This window comes from Alkalibacillus flavidus (assembly GCF_040545925.1).
Taxonomy (GTDB): domain Bacteria; phylum Bacillota; class Bacilli; order Bacillales; family Alkalibacillaceae; genus Alkalibacillus; species Alkalibacillus flavidus.
Map to the genome: position 1 here is coordinate 15,514 of NZ_JBEPMX010000009.1, position 20,425 is coordinate 35,938.

Annotated in this window: 22 protein-coding genes; all 22 read right to left on the reverse strand. The window is 41.6% G+C overall.

The window, feature by feature from the left end:
* Position 1: 1 nt before the first annotated feature.
* On the reverse strand, positions 2 to 403 hold the full coding sequence (locus tag ABID56_RS09150; protein WP_354220442.1) for an FtsB family cell division protein: 402 nt from the start codon (positions 401 to 403) through the stop codon (positions 2 to 4).
* Complete coding sequence (yabQ, locus tag ABID56_RS09155) at positions 369 to 983, reverse strand: spore cortex biosynthesis protein YabQ (protein ID WP_354220444.1); 615 nt, start codon at positions 981 to 983, stop codon at positions 369 to 371. The genes ABID56_RS09150 and yabQ overlap by 35 nt, the downstream gene beginning before the upstream one ends.
* Positions 980 to 1,285 (reverse strand): sporulation protein YabP, encoded by a 306-nt coding sequence (gene yabP / locus ABID56_RS09160; RefSeq protein WP_354220446.1) that lies wholly within the window; start codon positions 1,283 to 1,285, stop codon positions 980 to 982. Before yabP ends, yabQ begins: the two co-directional genes overlap by 4 nt.
* Before the next feature lie 59 nt (positions 1,286 to 1,344).
* Entirely contained in the window at positions 1,345 to 1,611 is a 267-nt protein-coding gene (locus ABID56_RS09165) for an RNA-binding S4 domain-containing protein (protein ID WP_354220448.1), read from the reverse strand.
* Positions 1,612 to 1,623: 12 nt separating this feature from the next.
* Positions 1,624 to 3,069, reverse strand: a complete 1,446-nt coding sequence (gene yabN / locus ABID56_RS09170; protein ID WP_354220450.1) for a bifunctional methyltransferase/pyrophosphohydrolase YabN — start codon at positions 3,067 to 3,069, stop codon at positions 1,624 to 1,626.
* Positions 3,070 to 3,087: 18 nt separating this feature from the next.
* Positions 3,088 to 4,653, reverse strand: coding sequence for a polysaccharide biosynthesis protein (locus ABID56_RS09175; protein WP_354220452.1), 1,566 nt, complete (start codon positions 4,651 to 4,653; stop codon positions 3,088 to 3,090).
* 75 nt (positions 4,654 to 4,728) lie between these two features.
* A complete protein-coding gene (gene spoVT, locus ABID56_RS09180) occupies positions 4,729 to 5,262 on the reverse strand; it encodes a stage V sporulation protein T (protein ID WP_354220455.1) in 534 nt (177 codons plus the stop codon).
* A gap of 92 nt (positions 5,263 to 5,354) precedes the next feature.
* On the reverse strand, positions 5,355 to 8,894 hold the full coding sequence (mfd, locus tag ABID56_RS09185) for a transcription-repair coupling factor (protein WP_354220457.1): 3,540 nt from the start codon (positions 8,892 to 8,894) through the stop codon (positions 5,355 to 5,357).
* Positions 8,895 to 9,271: 377 nt separating this feature from the next.
* Complete coding sequence (locus tag ABID56_RS09190) at positions 9,272 to 9,496, reverse strand: anti-sigma-F factor Fin (protein ID WP_354220459.1); 225 nt, start codon at positions 9,494 to 9,496, stop codon at positions 9,272 to 9,274.
* 72 nt (positions 9,497 to 9,568) lie between these two features.
* Positions 9,569 to 10,129: an aminoacyl-tRNA hydrolase gene (pth, locus tag ABID56_RS09195; RefSeq protein ID WP_354220461.1), complete on the reverse strand. Its 561-nt coding sequence runs from the start codon at positions 10,127 to 10,129 to the stop codon at positions 9,569 to 9,571.
* A gap of 104 nt (positions 10,130 to 10,233) precedes the next feature.
* Complete coding sequence (locus ABID56_RS09200) at positions 10,234 to 10,881, reverse strand: 50S ribosomal protein L25/general stress protein Ctc (protein ID WP_354220463.1); 648 nt, start codon at positions 10,879 to 10,881, stop codon at positions 10,234 to 10,236.
* An 85-nt stretch (positions 10,882 to 10,966) separates the two neighbouring features.
* Positions 10,967 to 11,920 carry a ribose-phosphate diphosphokinase gene (locus ABID56_RS09205; protein WP_354220465.1) on the reverse strand — a complete coding sequence of 318 codons (954 nt, stop codon included), beginning with the start codon at positions 11,918 to 11,920 and terminating at the stop codon, positions 10,967 to 10,969.
* A gap of 56 nt (positions 11,921 to 11,976) precedes the next feature.
* A complete protein-coding gene (gene glmU / locus ABID56_RS09210) occupies positions 11,977 to 13,350 on the reverse strand; it encodes a bifunctional UDP-N-acetylglucosamine diphosphorylase/glucosamine-1-phosphate N-acetyltransferase GlmU (protein ID WP_354220467.1) in 1,374 nt (457 codons plus the stop codon).
* Positions 13,351 to 13,568: 218 nt separating this feature from the next.
* Positions 13,569 to 13,856, reverse strand: coding sequence for a septation regulator SpoVG (spoVG, locus tag ABID56_RS09215; RefSeq protein ID WP_354220469.1), 288 nt, complete (start codon positions 13,854 to 13,856; stop codon positions 13,569 to 13,571).
* Between the two features lie 186 nt (positions 13,857 to 14,042).
* A complete protein-coding gene (purR, locus tag ABID56_RS09220) occupies positions 14,043 to 14,858 on the reverse strand; it encodes a pur operon repressor (RefSeq protein ID WP_354220471.1) in 816 nt (271 codons plus the stop codon).
* Positions 14,859 to 14,917: 59 nt separating this feature from the next.
* Positions 14,918 to 15,772 (reverse strand): 4-(cytidine 5'-diphospho)-2-C-methyl-D-erythritol kinase, encoded by an 855-nt coding sequence (gene ispE / locus ABID56_RS09225; protein WP_354220473.1) that lies wholly within the window; start codon positions 15,770 to 15,772, stop codon positions 14,918 to 14,920.
* 113 nt (positions 15,773 to 15,885) lie between these two features.
* The gene (locus ABID56_RS09230) at positions 15,886 to 16,044 is read right to left on the reverse strand and encodes a small, acid-soluble spore protein, alpha/beta type (RefSeq protein ID WP_354220654.1); all 159 of its coding nucleotides are present in this window, start codon (positions 16,042 to 16,044) and stop codon (positions 15,886 to 15,888) included.
* 136 nt (positions 16,045 to 16,180) lie between these two features.
* On the reverse strand, positions 16,181 to 16,435 hold the full coding sequence (veg, locus tag ABID56_RS09235) for a biofilm formation stimulator Veg (protein ID WP_354220475.1): 255 nt from the start codon (positions 16,433 to 16,435) through the stop codon (positions 16,181 to 16,183).
* 168 nt (positions 16,436 to 16,603) lie between these two features.
* Positions 16,604 to 17,503, reverse strand: a complete 900-nt coding sequence (gene yabG, locus ABID56_RS09240; RefSeq protein ID WP_354220477.1) for a sporulation peptidase YabG — start codon at positions 17,501 to 17,503, stop codon at positions 16,604 to 16,606.
* A 133-nt stretch (positions 17,504 to 17,636) separates the two neighbouring features.
* The gene (gene rsmA / locus ABID56_RS09245; protein WP_354220479.1) at positions 17,637 to 18,509 is read right to left on the reverse strand and encodes a 16S rRNA (adenine(1518)-N(6)/adenine(1519)-N(6))-dimethyltransferase RsmA; all 873 of its coding nucleotides are present in this window, start codon (positions 18,507 to 18,509) and stop codon (positions 17,637 to 17,639) included.
* Positions 18,506 to 19,066, reverse strand: a complete 561-nt coding sequence (rnmV, locus tag ABID56_RS09250) for a ribonuclease M5 (protein WP_354220481.1) — start codon at positions 19,064 to 19,066, stop codon at positions 18,506 to 18,508. Before rnmV ends, rsmA begins: the two co-directional genes overlap by 4 nt.
* Before the next feature lie 94 nt (positions 19,067 to 19,160).
* On the reverse strand, positions 19,161 to 20,378 hold the full coding sequence (locus ABID56_RS09255; RefSeq protein WP_354220483.1) for a resuscitation-promoting factor: 1,218 nt from the start codon (positions 20,376 to 20,378) through the stop codon (positions 19,161 to 19,163).
* Positions 20,379 to 20,425: the final 47 nt, after the last annotated feature.

Here is a 20,425-nt window from a genome sequence, read left to right on the forward strand (position 1 = left end):
GTCAATAAGAAGGCTCACCATCTTCACTGTCTTCAGGCAACTTAAAAATAATTTCCCCCTCGCGTGAGAAGAAATAATCTTTGCGAGCAATTTGTAATAAATACTCGGTATCATTCAACAGTTCGACTTCACGCTCTAAGCGGTCTTGATTTTGTTGTGCCGCTTTTAACTCTTCAGATAACTGTTCATATTCAGCTTGTTTCTCGTTATGTATCGCTTGTTGTTTCATATAATAACCTGACAACGTACCGACGACAATTAAGAAAAGGACGGCAAAAGCAATCATACGCCGTTTTAGAAGCTTTTTTTCACGCTTTTTACGAGCTAGGTAAGCTTCTTGTTCTCTCACGTAAGTCGAATTTAATTTTTCAACGTTCTCCATCGACTTCTTTCTCTTGAACATAGCTTTGTCGCCTCCTTTTCTTTTTGTGAATCCGAATTAATGACCACACCGTTTTTAATCTATTATCGCAATATTTCCAAAAAAAGTGAAGGTACATTTTTACTATTCTTGGCACAAAAGGTGACACAATTACTTGAACCAATCGTAAGATACCGACCAGAAGACGCCATAATACGTTGAGCCAAAATGTGACAAAACCGAGCATGACAACGAACAGCCACTTAATAGGCCATACAATGACATAATAAATTATGCGTTCAATCGTTCGGAAAACAATCGACAAAATATTCAAAATTGTTGTGAGCAAACGCCAAAACCATGATTGAATAAGCGCGAAGTATGTCGAAATACCTAGTAGAAATGCGAGAACAAAATAAAAACGTAATGAGCCGCCGTTAATTTGAAATATCACGTAATACACCAATACCCCGTTGATGACGAATATTAAACTATCCGTAATATAGCGATGAGCACTTTTTTGAGGGCGAAGGCTTTGATGATAAACATCTATTACGGCGGCAACAGCGGTTCCGAGCAATGCAAGCGACATCATCGCAGTAAATTGTGTAGTTAACGTCATTTCAGTAACTTACCGAAAAACCCTTTCCCTGGCGATTGTTTAGACTCATCAATGTAATCAAACGCATGGATTTTGCCCTGGATCGTCAACGAACCATCGTCGACATTTAAGTTCTTCATATGCAAATTATGACCTCGGACCATCAAATAGCCTAACGTCGTCTTGAGTAGAAACTCTTCCGTATCAAAACTATCAACATCTAACACACCGGTTAATTGTAGTTGTTTCCGATCGGTCAATGTCAGTGTGTGTTCCCGCTTCTCTTCACGTTCCATTGAATATAATGGTTTATCATATGGCATGTCTACCCCTCCTATTCACTAGTCCATCCTATGACTCGTGAATAGTAATCATGCCTGATTTAACCGTTTGATTCATTTTTTTCTTCACGAATAACTGAATACAATCGAGCTGTTTCATCTTTTTTGACATGTTCTTGTAATGACTCAACTTGAATCGTTAACGTTTTATGACCGTACTGAATCATAATCTCATCACCAACATTTAAGTCTGAAGATGCTTTGGCGGGTTGACCGTTGATTTCAATACGACCTTGATTCGCCACATCTTTTGCGACTGTTCGCCGTTTAATTAATCGTGATAGTTTCAAAAATTTATCTAAACGCATTGTTTCACCTCATTACCTTTTGTCTTTGACTTGCTTCCAATACGAATCGAGTTCTTCTAACGTCAATTCGGTTAGTTCGTAACCATCTTGTTTAACGAGTGACTCAACCGTTTGAAAACGGTCCATAAATTTATTGCTCGTCCGATTTAACGCTACTTCTGGGTCAATTCGATAGAACCGACCTAAATTCACTAACGAAAAGAGCACATCCCCGAACTCTAATTCCGCTTCATCTACTGACTGATTCGCCACTGCTTGCTTAAATTCCTCTATCTCTTCCAAAACTTTGGCCCAAACAGGCTCTTCATCTTGCCAATCAAAACCGACTTTGGCGACTTTTTTCTGGATCTCTTTTGCGAATAACAAGCGTGGTAGAGCTTCATTCAAATCGTCTAACACCGATTCTTGCTTCGGTCGACCTTTTTGTTTAATCTCATCCCAATTTTGTTTTACAGCATCTGCAGAGTCCACTTCATCGTCACCAAAGACGTGTGGATGACGTTCGATCATTTTATCCGTAATATGTCGAATGACATCATCGACGGTGAAAAAGCCGTTATCTTCACCGATTTGACTGTGGAGCATCACTTGGAGTAACACATCGCCGAGTTCTTCAGCGACATGATCATCATCCTCTTGATCAATCGCCTCAATCACTTCGTACGCTTCTTCGATTAAGTAAGGCCTTAACGATTCATGTGTCTGCTTCTGATCCCACGGACAACCGCCTGGGCCGCGCAAACGGGCAATGACTTCTCGTAATGCTTTAAACGTATGATGCAACTGATCTCGGCTTTGTGCTGGCACGTATAACGTGATTAAATTACTAACCGGGAAATCATGGTCTAATTCATGCAACGGAACGGTTTGTTGCCACGCTTCGTCACTACCCGCCGCATGAACAATCGTAATCGGATAGTCATGCGGTAAATCTTCCATAAGTGTTAACTTCACATCTGATGCTGTAAACGAATCAAACACTTGGCTAATAAACAGATGGTGTTCATATTCAATCGTATCGCGGTCTAATGCTGTTCCATCAAGCAACTGGAACCCATCAATCGGGTCCACTTGCACCGCTGATAATAGCGGATCGATAAAACTTTGGCCACCGTCAATCGTGACCTCTAGTGAGTCACTTTCTGCTTGCAATAACAACCGTACCGTCTGCTCAGCAACCATAGGGTGGCCTGGCACGGTATAAATAATTGTATCGTTTTGAGCTCGACTAATTAAGTCGTGCGCTATCGTGTCGTAAACCGTTTCAAAGTCATCATTCGATTCGTAGATATGATCATAACTCGTAAACGATACCCCTTCTGATTGCAATGACGCAATCACAGGGTGATCAAGGGTACGAGTATAAACATTGTCTGCTTGTTGCAACTTACGATAAACTCCTAAGGGCAATTGATCTATAGACCCTGCCCCTAATCCGATAATATGTATCTGCCCCATATACTTCCCTTCTTTCTATTAATCTTGAAACCATCGACCGACATAAGGGATATGATGAAATCGATGTTTTTCCTCTGTTGTAAATAACCTGACATAGCGGATCGTCATCGCCATTGTGAGAACACCTACGCTACACAGTACAAGGACAACGACACTCAATACAAAACGGTTCTCCTCTTGTAATAATCCAAAAGATCGCAAACTAAACGACAAACTATACACAACAATTCCCATTATCAAAACAGTCGTCGTTGCACGCATTATGAATGGATATAAACCACAACCATCCCATTGCTTCTGTAATATCACTAAAAATAGCGCCAGGACGATCACACTCGCAACAACAGAAGCTAGACTAGCCCCTTCTATTCCGAAAGACGGGATGAGCCATTGATTCAATATAACCTTCAACACGATTAATAGCGCTAACAACCATAATTGCTGCAAACGTAAACCGTAGCGTTGTAAGATGACTGAGATCGTCATCATCACCGATAAGAAAAACACGAGGAACATCATCCAGCGAATCGCACTCGTTCCGTCCATTGATTGATAAAACAACGGATTCAACCATGGCATAATGACGATTAGTCCAATTGATGCACTTAAAGACAATAGCCATGTCACTTTAACCGCTAGCTGCTCATCTCCGGCAGAAGATGTCCTATCATCTGATTGAAGGGCTGGGACGACCGCAAACGCTAAAGCTGATCCAAACACTAACCCTAATTGAATCAACGGATTACCGCGATCATAAACCCCTTTCATTACTTTCGCTTCTTCAAACAGGTAACCAAATTGCTGTAAACTCTGAACCATCGTTAACACATCAACCATTTGAATCATTAAATGCAAGACATGTGTCATGCCGTAAATCACGATACCAACAAACAATGATTTAACGAGTGGACGCGAAGGGCGAACGGTCGATTGCCAATAGATGGAGTCACGATGTTGCCGTCTCTCTACCACTATTAAAACACCAATCGCTGCCACCGTTCCCACTATCGTTGCTATACTCGCGGCATACCCTAACGCATATGGTGATAAAGCCGTTTGAGTTATCACAACGGTTGCCACAATAATCAATAACACCCTTACAACTTGTTCGATCACTTGTGACAACGCCACCATATTAGAATGATTATGCGTTTGAAACCATCCACGATAAAACGACGTTACGGGAATGAGTAGAAATAACAAACTGCTCATTCTTACCGCATTTAACAAATCCGCATCGCCCATGAGCTGAACAACCCATGGGGCTAATACAAATAAGCTAACACTCAAAAAAAGCCCAACGCCCCCTAATAAATAAAACACCGCAGATGCGTTTTTACAACGTATCTGGGCGTTTTGTGACGTTTGGTGTGTTAAGACATGAGATACCGCACTTGGGAAACTATATATAGATAATAACAAAGCTAGTGATACAAACGGGTATATTTGCTGATAAATATACAGCCCTTCATCACCCGCTAAATTTTGCAGTGGAATCCGGTAAACCATGCCTAATATTTTGCCTACAAGTCCTGCGATCGTTAACAAGACTGTCCCTTTAATCCATTCATCCGCCCGCGCCATAGAAAACCTCTTTTACGATATAATCCATGTCCATTATAGCATAAAAACATAAGACAGCCGGACAGATAATGACGACTATTCCATTTGTCTTGCTAAAAAGTTACTCGCCGTTTCACACACTTTAATTTCAATATCCGATAATGATCCATGCTCAGCGAACATGATAATACTACCAACCGGGTCGCCGTTTGATACAATCGGTTGGATAATATACGACGGTAACGTTTCATCTTGTCCTTGGATCAAATCCACTGAATATTCTTGGCGCTCCACAACCGCTTCACGTTTCTCCATCGCTTTTTCGATTGCTTGGCCAATCGGTTGTTTTAAATACGTTTTTTTCGACGCGCCAGCGACTGCTATATACTCATCCCGATCTGACACTAAAACTTTATAGCCCGTTGCATCAAATAAGGCATGAGCATACTCCTGAGCAAATTCACTTAATTCATTAATCGGCGAATACTTCTTCAAAATCACTTCTCCATCACGATCAACGAAAATCTCAAGCGGGTCACCTTCACGTATTCGCAATGTGCGTCTTATTTCTTTCGGAACCACCACACGTCCTAAGTCGTCAATACGGCGTACAATTCCTGTCGCTTTCATACTGTTCAATCCCCACTTTCTCTGATGTCTACCCATCTTTAGATGAGTCTCATGTTTGGTACGTGCTTGTAGTATGAAGCAAAAGAAGAAAACTATGCATTCGTTGGTTGTTTTTTCACCTGGTGTAATTTCGATAAGATGTCCTCTAACACATTATAACGTTCAGCTTTTTGTTTCCGTTCGTACTGAATCATAATCTTTAACTTATTACCTTCCGTCCCGAGTTGCACCATGCGACCGTATTCATTCGCTAACATGAACAACGCCGAACCATCGACGGATAAACTCGCTTCTTCTTCCATCATGAGTTCAATCATGTTGTTTTTCTCATGCACGGTTTCGACCCGTTCTTGCTGCGCTAACAAACGAATGCGCGCGACTTGCATCAGTTCATCGACTTCTTGAGGATAGGGTCCGAACCGATCTAACATTTCGTCTTTTAACTCAAATATTTCTTGAACGTCTTGCACCGCATGAATTCGTTTATACATTTGAACCTTTTGCGTTTCATCTTGAATATAATCACTCGGAATATATGCATCAAGTGAAAGGGTCATTTCAACCTCAAACGGCTTCGTCTCTTCATATGGTTTACCTTCTTGTTTCGCTTGAATCGCCTCGTTCAACATTTGCGAGTAGAGGTCAAAACCGACTGAATCGATAAAGCCATGTTGTTCTGTCCCTAATAAATTACCGGCTCCCCGAATCGATAAATCACGCATGGCGATTTTAAATCCTGAGCCTAATTCGGTAAATTCCTTAATCGCTTCAAGCCGTTTCTCGGCCACTTCTGACAACACTTTATCTTGCTGGTGGGTGAAATAAGCGTACGCCAATCGATTCGAACGCCCAACACGCCCGCGCAATTGATAAAGCTGACTTAACCCCATGCGGTCCGCATCATTGACAATTAACGTATTCACATTCGGGATATCGACGCCTGTTTCGATAATGGTTGTGCTAACTAACACATCATAATTGCCTTCTAGAAAGTCAAACATAATATTCTCAAGCTGGCGTTCATTCATTTGACCGTGCGCAAAAGCGACCCGCGCATCGTCCACCAATTCATCGATCTCAGCGGCCACTCGGTCGATCATATCGACACGATTGTATAAAAAGAAAACTTGCCCATCACGTGCCATTTCTCGTTCGATGGCTTCACGAATGAACGGTGGATTATATTCCACAACATATGTTTGAATCGGGAAACGGTTTTCCGGCGGCGTTTCAATAACAGATAAATCACGCACGCCGACCATCGACATATGCAAAGTACGCGGAATCGGTGTTGCCGTGAGCGTCAGCACATCAAGATTTGCTTTAATTTGTTTAATCTTCTCTTTATGCTTCACACCGAAGCGCTGTTCTTCATCAATAACGAGGAGGCCTAAATCTTTATACTGAATATCTTTAGACAGTAAACGGTGCGTCCCAATCACGACATCGACGAGTCCTTTTTGTAAATCAGAGATCGTCTCTTTCTGTTGTTTACTCGTTTGGAATCGGCTTAGCACACGTACATTAATGCCGTATTCTTCAAACCGTTCTTTAAACGTTTCATAATGTTGTTGCGCTAAAATCGTCGTTGGGACTAACATCGCCACTTGCTTATTATCGATGATCGCTTTAAACGCCGCCCGTATCGCGACTTCCGTTTTACCATAACCCACGTCACCACATAATAGCCGGTCCATCGGGCGCTCTTTTTCCATATCCGTTTTCACTTCATCAATACAACGCATTTGGTCCTCTGTTTCCTCATATGGAAAAGCCGCTTCAAAATCGCGTTGCATATCATCATCAGGTGAAAACGCAAAGCCTTTCGACGATTCGCGCTCGGCATACAACTTAATTAAATCATCAGCGATGTCTTCAACCGATGATTTAACACGCGATTTGACTTTCTTCCATTCCGTGCCACCTAAACGATACAGTTTCGGCTCTTTACCTTCAGACCCGACGTATTTTTGCACTTGGTCGATTTGTTCAACGGGCACGAATAATTTATCATTACCCGAATAACGAATCACCATATAATCTTTATGCACATCATTTACTTGTAACGTTTCAATCCCTAAATATTTACCGATACCATGATTCGTGTGAACGACATAGTCGCCTGTTTCTAACTCTTGATAACTTTTGATTCGTTCGGCGTTTGATAACGTCTGTTTTTTACGTTTCTTCGGCATTTTCTTTTTGAACAATTCTTCTTCTGTTAAGACTGCTAAACGATAACCAGACATTTCAAACCCTTCGCTAATATATCCCGTGATGACAATCGGCTGCTCGACAGGCAAGGCCGTTGTATCTTGGGCGCGGTTAGCTGTCATCTCATAATCAGCTAGCACACGTTCGACACGTTCAGCTCTCTCCTCATTAGCCGCCACAATAACGACAGAGAATTGCGCTTCAAACCAACGATCCATCTCGGTTTTTAATAAGTTCATTTGTCCGTGAAACTGCTGCATTTGCCGACTCGACATATTGATGACATTTTCCGGTTTCGTATTCGGGATATGGCGTAAAAATGACGACATATACACTTTTGGGTACGTCATACCTTGCCAAACAGTCAACCAATCAAACGACAATGACAATCCTCGAAGCATTGACTTACGCTCAAGCATATCTGTGTACCAATTCGCTTCTTCACGGTCGAGCTGCTCAGCCGTTTCTGATATACGACTCATTTCGTCTAGCATAAGCACTGTTTGATCTGGAAAGTAATCTAGTAAACTCGTTTTTTGACCGTACAATTGCGGGACATATTGTGAAATGCCATCAAACACTTCACCTTGTTCAAGTCGTTCGATATCGTAGTTCACATGATCATACAATTGTTGACGGTCTGTTTTATCATCAAGTTGCTGAATCATCTCTTGGCGCAACATTTTAAGTTCCGTCGCTGCTTTTTCCATTTGCTCAGCTGTTGCGATAAATTCTTCAGCTGGGCTAATATCGATCGTCTCGATTTCACCTTGAGACCTTTGCGATTCAGCATCAAAATAACGAATCGATTCGACTTCATCATCAAACCATTCGATTCGTATCGGGTATGATTCCGTTAAAGGATAAACATCCACTATACCACCACGACGACTCATTTCGCCCGGGGCATCAACGAGTTCGACCATTTTATAGCCGAGATGATGCATATTCGCCACGACATCATCTGGTGGCGACTCTTCACCAACTGTTAATGACACTTCATAATGATCGAGCATCTCAGCAGGTGGTAACAATCGCTTGAATGCAGACACAGGAACAATTAGAATTCCTTGCTGTCGTTTGCGCCAAAGCTTTAATGCTTCTAATCGTTGTGCTTTTAATTCAGGAGAAGCCGACACGATTTCCGCTGCTAATAATTCATTCGCCGGATAGAGATGGATATCTTCTGGTTCGTCTGCCACTGCTGATAACTCTTCATATACTTTTTGCGCCTGGGATAATTGATGTGTGACATAGACAACTGGTCGTTCTGTGGATTCAGCTAATACACCGGCCAAAACAGCACGCATGGGATTCGTTAAGCCGGACACTTGTTGTTCATTCATATCATGCTCTAAACCAGCAATCATGGTCGTAAAATCATCTTGTAATGCTAAATAGTCTTTGACGTTCTTCATGCCGTACTCCCCCTTTTACCCAACAGAAAAATGAGCTTGGAACAAAGCCTAATTAAACAAAGTAAAATCCGAACGATTTTAATAAAATAAATCGTTCGGTTTTTCTGCTTGAATGACGCTCCATCAAAACGCTTCGCTTTCCGTGGGCACGGCTCAAGCCAGGCAACATCATCGAGTAAGCTACCTTGCAACTTGCACCGAGGAAGCCTGCTACGAAGCACTGCTAGAAGACGCAGGTGCATCTCTCGGGGTCTCGAGACTCGTGCTGTTCCCACAGGAGTCTACGCATTTTGATTCCGCTTCATAAGTGCTTAACTGATATGATGCTCGAACATTCATCTTTTGCACAATGTAATAACCTTCTGCCCCAACCCCAACTAATGAATGAAATAATCATGTTCAAACAAATTCGGATTTTGTGCTAATATCTCTTCACACTCTTCACAAACAAGCATAATGTGCAACACACCTGTCTCGTCCATTCTTAATATGTCACGAAATTCTGATTCAGTCGTTTCTTGACGCAACCATTGATGTAACGATTCGTCATCTGCGACGTGTTGTATTTCTTTTTGACAATGGCGACATACCACATGGGCCACACCAAACCCTCCCTTATATCAGTCATACTATGATTTAGCGTAACCAACGTGAAGGGTTCATATTCGAGTCTATTATTGATTAAAATCGTTCATGACTTCTAAAAATGGCTTTTCACACCATGCTTCACACGCGCGTGCAGCATCTTGTATTGATGGTTCGATCGTTTTTTGTTCTGCTTTTGAGAATTTACCTAAAACGTGATCAACGACCGATAATTCGCCTTCTGGTTTATCGATACCAAACCGTAAGCGATTAAATTCCTTAGTGCCTAGTTGATTGATAATGTCTTTGATTCCGTTATGACCACCGTGTCCACCTTTTTGACGTAGACGTATCTTGCCTGTAGGAAGATCAAGGTCATCATAAATAACCAGTACGTCTGACGGCTCTAGATTGAAATAATCAACCGCTTCACGTACTGATTGACCGGATAAATTCATGTAGGTTTGAGGTTTTAGTAATAATACGCGTTCGCCGTGCCAGTTTTCTTGGACGTAATGACCTTTGAATTTATCTTTTTTTAATTTCCAGTTTTCTTGACTTACCAAATGATCGATCACTTGGAAGCCGATATTATGCCGTGTTTTTTTATATTTTAAGCCTGGATTGCCAAGGCCTACGATGCACTTCATGGTTCTTAACTCCTTTTAAACGACTATGTAATTATAAGGAAAAAACAGATCGAAGCGCACAACATAAGTTGACTTCGATCTGTTCACTTCAAGTAAATATCAAATTATTCTTCGTTTTCGTCTTCGGATTTCTCGTTAATCACTTCAGGCTCAGTGTCTTCAGCTGCTGTTCCTTCTTCGCCTACTTCAGGAACATCTTCTTGTTGTGGTGGTAAGATCGTAACGATTGTTGTATCTTCGTCATCTAGAATTTCAAAATTCTTACCAGATTTCAAATCACTTACCGTTACACTGTCACCAATGTCTAATTCGTTCGAATCGATGGTAATATCTTCAGGAATATTACGCGGCGTTGCACGAACGTTTAGCATATGCATTGTTTGTTGCAGGACGCCACCTTCCTTTTCACCTTTCGATTCGCCTTCAATATTGACAGACACTTCAACGTCAACCTCAGTAGACATATCGACTAGATAGAAGTCAACGTGCGTTAAATCATTCTTTACAACATCTGTTTGATAATCGTAAAGCATCGCATTTAACGACTTGCCACCTTCAATTTCTAAAGAGAACACCGCGTTACGGCCTTCATCTCTTACTTTCTTAAGTAAATCCATACTATCTACTGAAACCGTGATTGGGTCTTTCCCTTTACCGTAAACAATTGCCGGTACGCGACCCGCTGCACGAATCTGTTTTGTTTCAGAACGTGTAGTGTCTTGTCTTTCTTGCGCTTGAATTACTGCTGCCATGTGTATTCAACCTCCGTTTGTTAGAAAATATCTGATATTTACTCTTACCCTCTATTATACCGTTTTAAACGAAAAAGTAAAATTATTAATCAAATAGAGAGCTAATCGAACGGTGTTCATGGACGCGTTTGATCGATTCACCGATTAAATCACCGACCGACAAACGGACGACTTTGTCAGTGCCTAAGTCATCAGACAAGTTAATAGTGTTTGTCACAACACATTCTTTAATCGCTGAATTCTCAATACGTTCAATTGCAGGTCCCGATAAAACTGGGTGCGTACAGCAAGCATAAACTTCTTTCGCGCCGTTTTCGATCATCGCATTGGCTGCTAATGTAATCGTGCCAGCTGTATCGATGATATCATCCACAAGAATAGCTGTTTTGCCCTCAATATTACCAACAATATTCATCACTTCAGCAACATTTGGCTGCGGGCGACGCTTATCGATAATCGCAATCGGCGCGCCTAAACGATCAGCCATTTGGCGAGCACGCGTTACACCACCATGATCGGGTGATACGATAACGACATCTTCTAACCCTTTATCTAAGAAGTAATCAGAAAGCGTCGGACCAGCGATTAAGTGGTCAATCGGAATATTAAAGAACCCTTGAATTTGTGCTGCGTGTAAGTCAACTGACACAACACGGTCAGCTCCAGCTGTTTCTAACAGATCAGCAACAAGCTTCGACGTGATCGGCTCGCGAGAACGCGCCTTACGATCTTGACGTGCATAGCCATAATACGGCATAACAATATTAATCGTCCGAGCTGACACGCGTTTTAACGCATCAATCATAATGAGTAATTCCATTAAATGCTCATTAACAGGGTTGCTCGTCGATTGAACAACGAAAACATCACAACCCCGAACACTTTCTTCAATATTAATTTGGACTTCACCATCTTTAAACCGTTTAACCGACGATTTACCGAGTTCGACACCTACTGAATCAGCAATTTCTTGCGCTAATTCTGGGTTCGACGTTAGCGAAAATACTTTTAAGCTAGAGTCTTGGTATTGATTAGTCATAAAAAGGAACCTCCACCATCTTGTAAGTTTTTATTTTAGGAATTCACATCCTTATGTTAAGACCGTTTATTTAACCGGTCGACATAACCTTCTTTATTTTCTTGTCTTGAACGTGCAATCGAGAGTGCTTTTTCAGGAACATTTTTCGTAATTGTCGACCCTGCAGCAACATAAGCACCTTGTTCAATCGTAACAGGCGCAACTAAATTGGAATTACAGCCAATAAAGGCATCATCCCCGATAACCGTTTTGTGTTTAGACTGACCGTCATAATTGACCGTAATACTGCCACATCCTACATTCACGTCTTGTCCGATTTCTGCATCACCTAAATAAGATAAGTGAGATGCTTTACTGCCTTCAGCCATTGACGTTTTCTTCACTTCGACGAAATTACCTACTTTAACGCCTTCAGCTAATGTGCTGTCAGGGCGAATGTGAGCAAAAGGACCAATTTGGACGTTAGATCCGACTTGGCTATCTGTTACGACGCTTTGGCGAATCACAGTATTCTCACCAATTGTGGCATCGGTAATTGTAGAGTGCGCACCAATGTGTGAAAACGAACCGATCGCTGTATCACCGTGGATATGGACACCAGGTTCTATCGTAACATCTGTCCCGATTGTAACGTCAGGTCCGATGTACGTTTGGTCAGGATCAATTAACGTAACGCCTTCACGCATATGCTGGTCATTAATGCGTTGTTTCATTAACTTTTCAGCATTAGCCAATGCCACCCGGTCATTGACGCCAACTGTTTCATTTACATTGGCCGTCTGATAGGCTGCAACCGTTTCCCCGCGTTGATTCGCAATCTCTAATACGTCAGGTAAGTAATACTCACCTTGAGCATTATCATTCGACACTTGTTTTAACGCTTCAAATAATAATGCATTGTCAAAACAATATGTACCTGTATTAATTTCTGTTATCGCTTTTTCCGCATCGGTTGCATCTTTTTCTTCTACAATTTTCTCAACTTGACCGTTCGCTTGTCGAACGATACGACCATAGCCAGATGGTTGATCGACATCAGTCGTGAGCACGGTTACTTTAGCGTTTTGTGCTTCATGTTCATCCATTAATTGGCTTATCGTGTCAGCCGTTAATAACGGCGTATCACCACAAACGACAACAGTAGTTCCTTCTTCACCTTCTAGCGCAGAACTCGCCATCTGCACCGCATGACCTGTTCCTAGCTGCTCGCTTTGAATTGCGTATTGTGTTTGATCACCTAATTGCTCTTGCACTGATTCAGCTCCGTGACCAACAATGGTAACGATTTGGTTTAAACCGACTTGATGCAATTGATCAAGCACGTGTTGGACCATCGCTTTACCACAGACTGGGTGGAGTACTTTATATAATTGTGATTTCATGCGGGACCCTTTCCCAGCAGCTAAAACCACAGCGTTTCGATTGGCCATGATTGTCCCTCCAACTATCGCTAACACTTTCGATTGTAACGGTATGATAACCCTTACAATCATCCAATATGAATATATCTTAAATTCATGCATCATGCAACTTAATCACAGGATTATCACCGTTTCGCCACAGTTTATGTTTTACCGTTCCATTTTTCGGTTAATAATAAAAAAAGAGACCCAACCGCAGACACGATTGGATCTCTATTCATTCCATATTAAGAAGCACCTGCTTCTTCATATTCCACTTCTTCACCAGCACGATGGTATTCTTCTAAGACAGCATCTTGAATTTTACCACGTGTACCAGAATTAATAGGGTGGGCGATGTCTCTAAACTCTCCGTCTGGCGTTCGTTTACTAGGCATCGCTACAAATAGCCCGTTGTTTCCATCAATGACACGAATATCATGCACAACAAATTCATCATCTAATGTAATCGATGCAATAGCGCGCATGCGACCATCCGTGTCCACGCGACGAAGCCTTACGTCTGTAACCTGCATTCTGTCTCACCACCTTTTAACAATATAAACTGACCCCATTTGCGCGAGCTTTGAACGCAAATTTTATAGGACTCTACAGTTACCATTCAACAGCCAACTAGAAATTCCTGCCCAAAATATTTATTTTTTTATAATTTTGCGACAAAAATAGTATTAAAAAAAGAAGGGCTGCTCACCCTTCTTCGTTTATTGATCAAAATAATTGCCACGTAAGACGCTAACGTCACCCGTTATTTCATTGACATCTTGAATCTTTAATAACGACGTGTAGTTATTCACGCGACGTTCTTCTTCCTCATCTTCTGCTTCAGCTAGTACCCCAATGCCTTGGACTTTTGCATCAAATTCAGCCATTAAGCTTTCCATACCTTTAATCGTCCCACCCGCTTTCATGAAGTCATCTACTAAAATCACATTAGAGCCGGGTTCAATATGACGTTTAGCTAAAGCCATCGATTGGATTTTGCGCGATGAGCCGGATACATAATTAATACTAATCGTCGACCCTTCTGTCACAATGGGATCCCGACGAATGATCACCACAGGTAAATTGAGCGCTTCAGCAACCGCGTAAGCAATCGGAATTCCTTTAGTGGCGACGGTCACGACATAATCCGCTTCCGTTTGCTGAAACGCTGCGCCGAAGATTTTACCAATCCTGCGAATATAATAATTATGACCAAGCAAATCACTCATATATAAATAACCGCCAGGCAAAATACGGGACGGAACCTGTAACAAATCGATTAATTCATCGACAAATTGCTGACTCGATGCGAGCGGATAATCCGGAACATACTTGACGCCGCCCGAATATCCTGAGACCGTCTCAATTCGACCGATCCCTAATTGACGAAACATATCGTCAATAATATCAATGTCTTCACTGATCGACGACTTCGCCGCTTCATACGTCCGTACAAAGAAAGGAAGGGAGACGAGTGCTCGCGGATTTTCTTTAAAATAATGCGTCATGGCTGCTATCCGTTGACTACGTTTCATTCATTACACCTCAAAAACCGAATAATAAGTATCACTATACCACGAATCATTTGTATTGACTATGATGAACGTAAGGCATGAACGACATAGACATCGTGACAAAACCCTTTCAAGCTGTTATAAATTCGCTCCGCTTTAGCCTCTTGTTGAACGAGTGTATAAACTGTTGGGCCGCTACCACTCATGAGTACTCCTGGCGCCCCTGCTTTTTCCATCCGTTCTTTAATTTGCGCAATTTCTTCATGCATATTAACGGTGATCGGCTCTAACACATTGTTTAACTGATTACACACACCATCAAAATCTTGCGCATCTAACGCCTCGATCATAGCCTGAGTATCAGGATGGTTCATCTGCGCTACGTCAACTTGTTTATACACATCTTTCGTTGAAACGCCGATATTCGGTTTCGCAATCACGACATAACACGGCGGAAGTTGTGATATACTCGTTAATTTTTCGCCTCGTCCTTGTGCTAATTGCGTACCTCCTTTAATACAAAAAGGCACATCGGACCCGATTTCCTCAGCTAACGCTTCTAATTGTTCATACGTTAAATTCGTTTCAAACAATCGATTTAAGCCTCGCAATGTGGCAGCAGCATCACTACTTCCACCCGCCAAACCAGCAGCAACCGGGATTTGTTTATCGATGCCAATTTTGACACCTTGTGTGATTCCTTGCTTACGTTTGAACAGCTGGGCTGCTTGATACGCTAAGTTGTGTTCATTATCAGGGACGAAACGATTTTCTGACTCGACAACAATCTCATCGTGATCAAGCACCTCAAAACTCATCCGATCGTAAAGGTCAACAGTCGTCATGATCATGTTGACTTCATGATAGCCGTCATCACGTTTATGTAGTACATCAAGTGTTAAGTTAATTTTAGCTGGCGCTTTTTCAAACAACATCGTTTTCACCTACTATTTTTTCGTCGTTGTGATTGTATCATATACGAACGACGCGTTGTTATCAATGAATAAGAAAAAAGCAGACCTTATAAAAGGCCTGCTTTCCCAACGATTTAACGTTGTTCCTTTTCCATTTGTTCTTGCGCCATCTCAACAGCTCGCTTCACCATGTTACCAGCATCTCGTGATTTGATGCCGCCCCAACCTTCTTTTTGCACCGTGTCGTAAAACCCGAGATCTTTAGCGATTTCCTCTTTGAAACGATTTGACATGACACCACGTCGTCCCAACGATGACAACCCCTTCTGTCGTGTATCACGACACTCTTATGTTATGTACGTACAGGGATTTAACACATGGAAAGTGTTGAAGGCGTTAACAAAAAGAAGTAAAAATCAATAGGCTTTATTAAGCCATCTTGGTGATTTCGTCTGAGAAGGTAATTTTGACCGTTTCAGTCAAAACATCTGCATAACTGTAGGACACGCGTTCAAACGCATGCTCGTCTTGATCAAGCTCAACAATAAAAACGGATGGGTACGTTTCAGCTAATATACCGCAACGTTCAATCGTTTTACGACGACCGCCATTCGCTTCTAACGTTAATCGCTGACCAATTTTGACATCTAAAGTTTCTTTAATTTCACCCAATGTTTTCCCCATTAGACTCCACCTCACTAATTAATACTGTAACACATTTCCTGCTCGTAGTCAAAAATTTTTAATTATACCAATATGGACACTGGCATGTCAACAAAAATCGCCCTCTTTTTCTTAACATGACCGAATTCAGCAAATTCATACATTATTTATAACAAAAAATAAACACCGCTATGAACGGTGTTCGTTGTCTTGTGGTTGTTCGGTGGTGTGTGGCAGGCCTTGCATATACGGCAAGCCGACGCGAAACAAGCCTCTTGTTTCCACTCCACCAATACCTTTTTCACGTGTGACGGTTTTATGGAGAACGTCGTATAAATCGACGCGATCCATAAATGATGTAAATCCTATCTTTGCGATTACATAAACAGGGTCTAACGCATGAATATTAATACGCGTCGGTGAGCTTGCAAAATTTGCTCCTGCTTTAATAAGCGATTCAAAATGCGACTGACAAGCACCAGCAAAAATCACTAATTGATCTAAACTCGGCTGCACTCTTCTAGCTTCACGAACCGCTTCAACAAAGTATTTACTATTGCGGTAAGCCCGCAAATTTTCTTTGTCTCCCTTATCTTTCGAATAAGCATCATGGCCCGTAATGACTAACACATCAGGCTGAATTTTTCGCACCAATTCTTTCGTTTTCTCTGGCATTTCTGATTCTTGAACGTGTATGCCGTGAACTTGTAATCCGAGCCGTTTGTATAACATAATGCATTTTTTTAAAAACAATTGGTCCCCGTCGATATGCAGTACTTTGGGACATAATTGAAATTGAATAATCGGATCCTCTTTTAACGCAGTCGTTGCATAATGACGAAATGAGCGCAAATAATAATCTTGTCGAAACATTCTATATGAACTCGCCTCATCTTCACGTACTGGCTGTTCTAACTGTTGTCGTTCATCGTTTGTGACACGCCTTAAGTCTGACTGCGGTGCATCAACTTCTAACCGAAAGTTTTCCCCATATAAGATGATATTATCCCCTTGTTGATACTGCACACGAAACAATAAATCATGGTTATGAGAATAACGTGTGACCATGTCTCCTTTTTGCCAAGCCATATCGTACGTCCTTTCCGCGCATGCCCTTCTTATACAACATATTAAGCGCGCAGAAAATTGTGCATTTCACAACGATTGTTTAGCATAAAAAAACGAGAGATGCCCATCATCTCCCGGTCAAATTCATCATGATTTATGATCTAACAAACGGATGAATCGCATCCGCTAATTGAGCAAACTCTTCTAAAGATAGCGACTCCCCACGCCTTTTACTATCAATATCAGATGCTAAAAATACCTGGTCTAATTCTTCGGCGCTAAGATCACTAAACACGCGTTTCAAATTATTGCGCAATGTTTTCCGCCGTTGTCCAAAACTAGCCTGAACAATGTCAAAGTATAAATCCTCATCAATGACATCAACATACGGCTCAGACCTGACATTTAATTGCAAAATCGCCGAGTCCACATTCGGTTGCGGCATAAAACACGTCTTCGGCACAGTCATGATCACATTTGACGTCGTATAATATTGCACGGCAATCGACAACGACCCGTAATCTTTCGTGTTCGGACTCGCTGCCATACGAGTGGCCACCTCTTTTTGCATCATGACGGTAATCGATTCAATCGGTAAATCACTCGTTAACAGCTTCATCAAAATCGGTGTCGTCACATAATACGGCAAATTAGCGACGACCTTAACTCGTTTATCACTCGGGACATGTTCGGCGATAAATTGCTTTAAATCAACATTAAGAATATCCTCATGTGTCACTGTAACATTACTGTATGGACTCATCGTATCGGCTAATACATCGATCAACCGACCATCGATTTCAAACGCATAGACATGGTGCGCTTTTTTAGCTAACTGTTCGGTTAAAGCACCAATACCTGGCCCAATCTCGATAGCAACCGTCTCACTATCGACGCCCGCTTTCGACACGATATTTTCTAATATGTTCACATCGATCAAAAAGTTTTGACCTAAACTTTTTTTAAACGATAAATCATGACGTGCCATAATCTCTTTTGTTCGGGTAATCGTCGCTATCGCTTTCATGTCTGCTGTCGCTCCTCTAATAAAATCTGATCCATTGTTGCCTCGAATTCTGATACAGTGATTTGGAACATGGTGAGTCGTTTTTCTAATTGTTTCGCATTAGCATAGCCAATATTTAAACGCTCGCCTAATTGTTCACGGCGCGTTTTTGCTTGGGCGCCACCAAACAAGCCATACGCTAATAAATGTGGGCGCCAATCAATCGGTTCTTGTTCATCTTCTCGAAGGGCGTAAACGGACTGCAGCGCATCACGAATCGCTTGTTTCGTTGCGTGTTCGACACCAAGACCATTCGTACCTTTTGCTAAATCTTTCGGCATGAAGGCGTGTTTACATCCTGGTACATGCTCTTGAACAATACGCCGAATTCGCTCGCCGGGATAATCAGGGTCTGTAAAAATGATAACGCCTCGTTTAGCTTGCGCATGCTTAATGCGTTCTAATGTCTCGTCGTTTATCGCTGATCCATTTGTTTCAATCGTATCAGCTTCAACGGCTTGTTTAATTTTCGCAGTGTCGTCACGTCCTTCAACGACAATGATCTCTTGTATTTTCACATGTATGCCTCACTTTTATTCTGGTCAACATTTAACATAAAAAAATCCTGCTACACATGAATAGTATAGCAGGATTCTTGTAAAGGCGAAAATATTAATCAAGTACGCGTACTTGAACAGATCTTCTGCCCCAGCGATAAGCATCAGACGTTGAGTTTGTTAAAATATCAATCTTACGTCCATTGATCGCGCCACCTGTATCAAGTGCGATCGCTTTAAATGAACCTGATGGATATTTCACTTCAACCGTTGAATATAACGGAATGACACTTGGGTCAACAGCAATGACACGCATACCGTTATAATAAATCGTATTACGAACATCAACACCTGTCGCGGTTATTCCTGAACAACCTGAACAATCCGCTGTATATTTCGTTGCAGTAAAGGTCTGGAACCCGCCAGAAGAAGATGATGAAGACGCTAACTGTACTTGTTGTGATTTCGTTCCTTCTGCCACAACACGATTTTCGCTCTCTTCAACAACTTTTTCGTCAACTAATTCACGCGAAACTTCTTCGCCGTTTTCTTTCGTAATCTTATATTCTTCTACTTTTTTACCTTCTTGACCTGATTGAACGACTTTACTTTCACCGCGCATCATAGAATCGTCTTCACGCGTTTCTGTTTCATATGGCACATCTTTTTCAACTGTTTCATATTCTGTTGATACGCGAACGATTTCGATCGAACGATTGTCTTTGATTTTCTGAGTTGGTTCCACATTAATACGGTCGTTGTCGTCTAGCTTAATATCTTGTTCGGCTAATAGTTTCTGAACCGTTTTATTCGGTTCCATGACCGTCTTTGTTTCACCGCCGTCGTTAATCGTGACTTCAACTGCTCGGTCGATCGCAATGTGCATATTGTTCTCGATTCGATCCGATTCATCGACTGTCATTCGATCATGCTGCGATAATTCAATGTCTTGGTCATTTAAAAATGCTTGTACGGTATCTTCAGTTGTATAGTATTCACTAGTTTCATTATTTATTGTAACGTGGACTTGATCTGTTTCGTTATACGTAATTTGCATTCCTTCTTCTACAGATGCGTTTAATGAACGCGATAACTCGTCATGTTTACCGACTTCAATGTCTAATTCAGCCATTAAGTCTTCCACTGTTTCAGCAGTCGTGACAACAGTCTCTTCCTCACCGTTGATTGAAACAGTCACTTCGGCTTTCATAGAATCAGAGATAAACATGGCAACTGAGAAAAAGGCAACAACTACTGCTAAAAACATGATTGTCATGCTTTTTGGCGTTGTGAAGCGCTTCACACTTCCATTTGCCTGTTCAATACTTGCCATAACATATGCCTCCTTGTACGCAATCGATTATAGGCACCCCACACCTA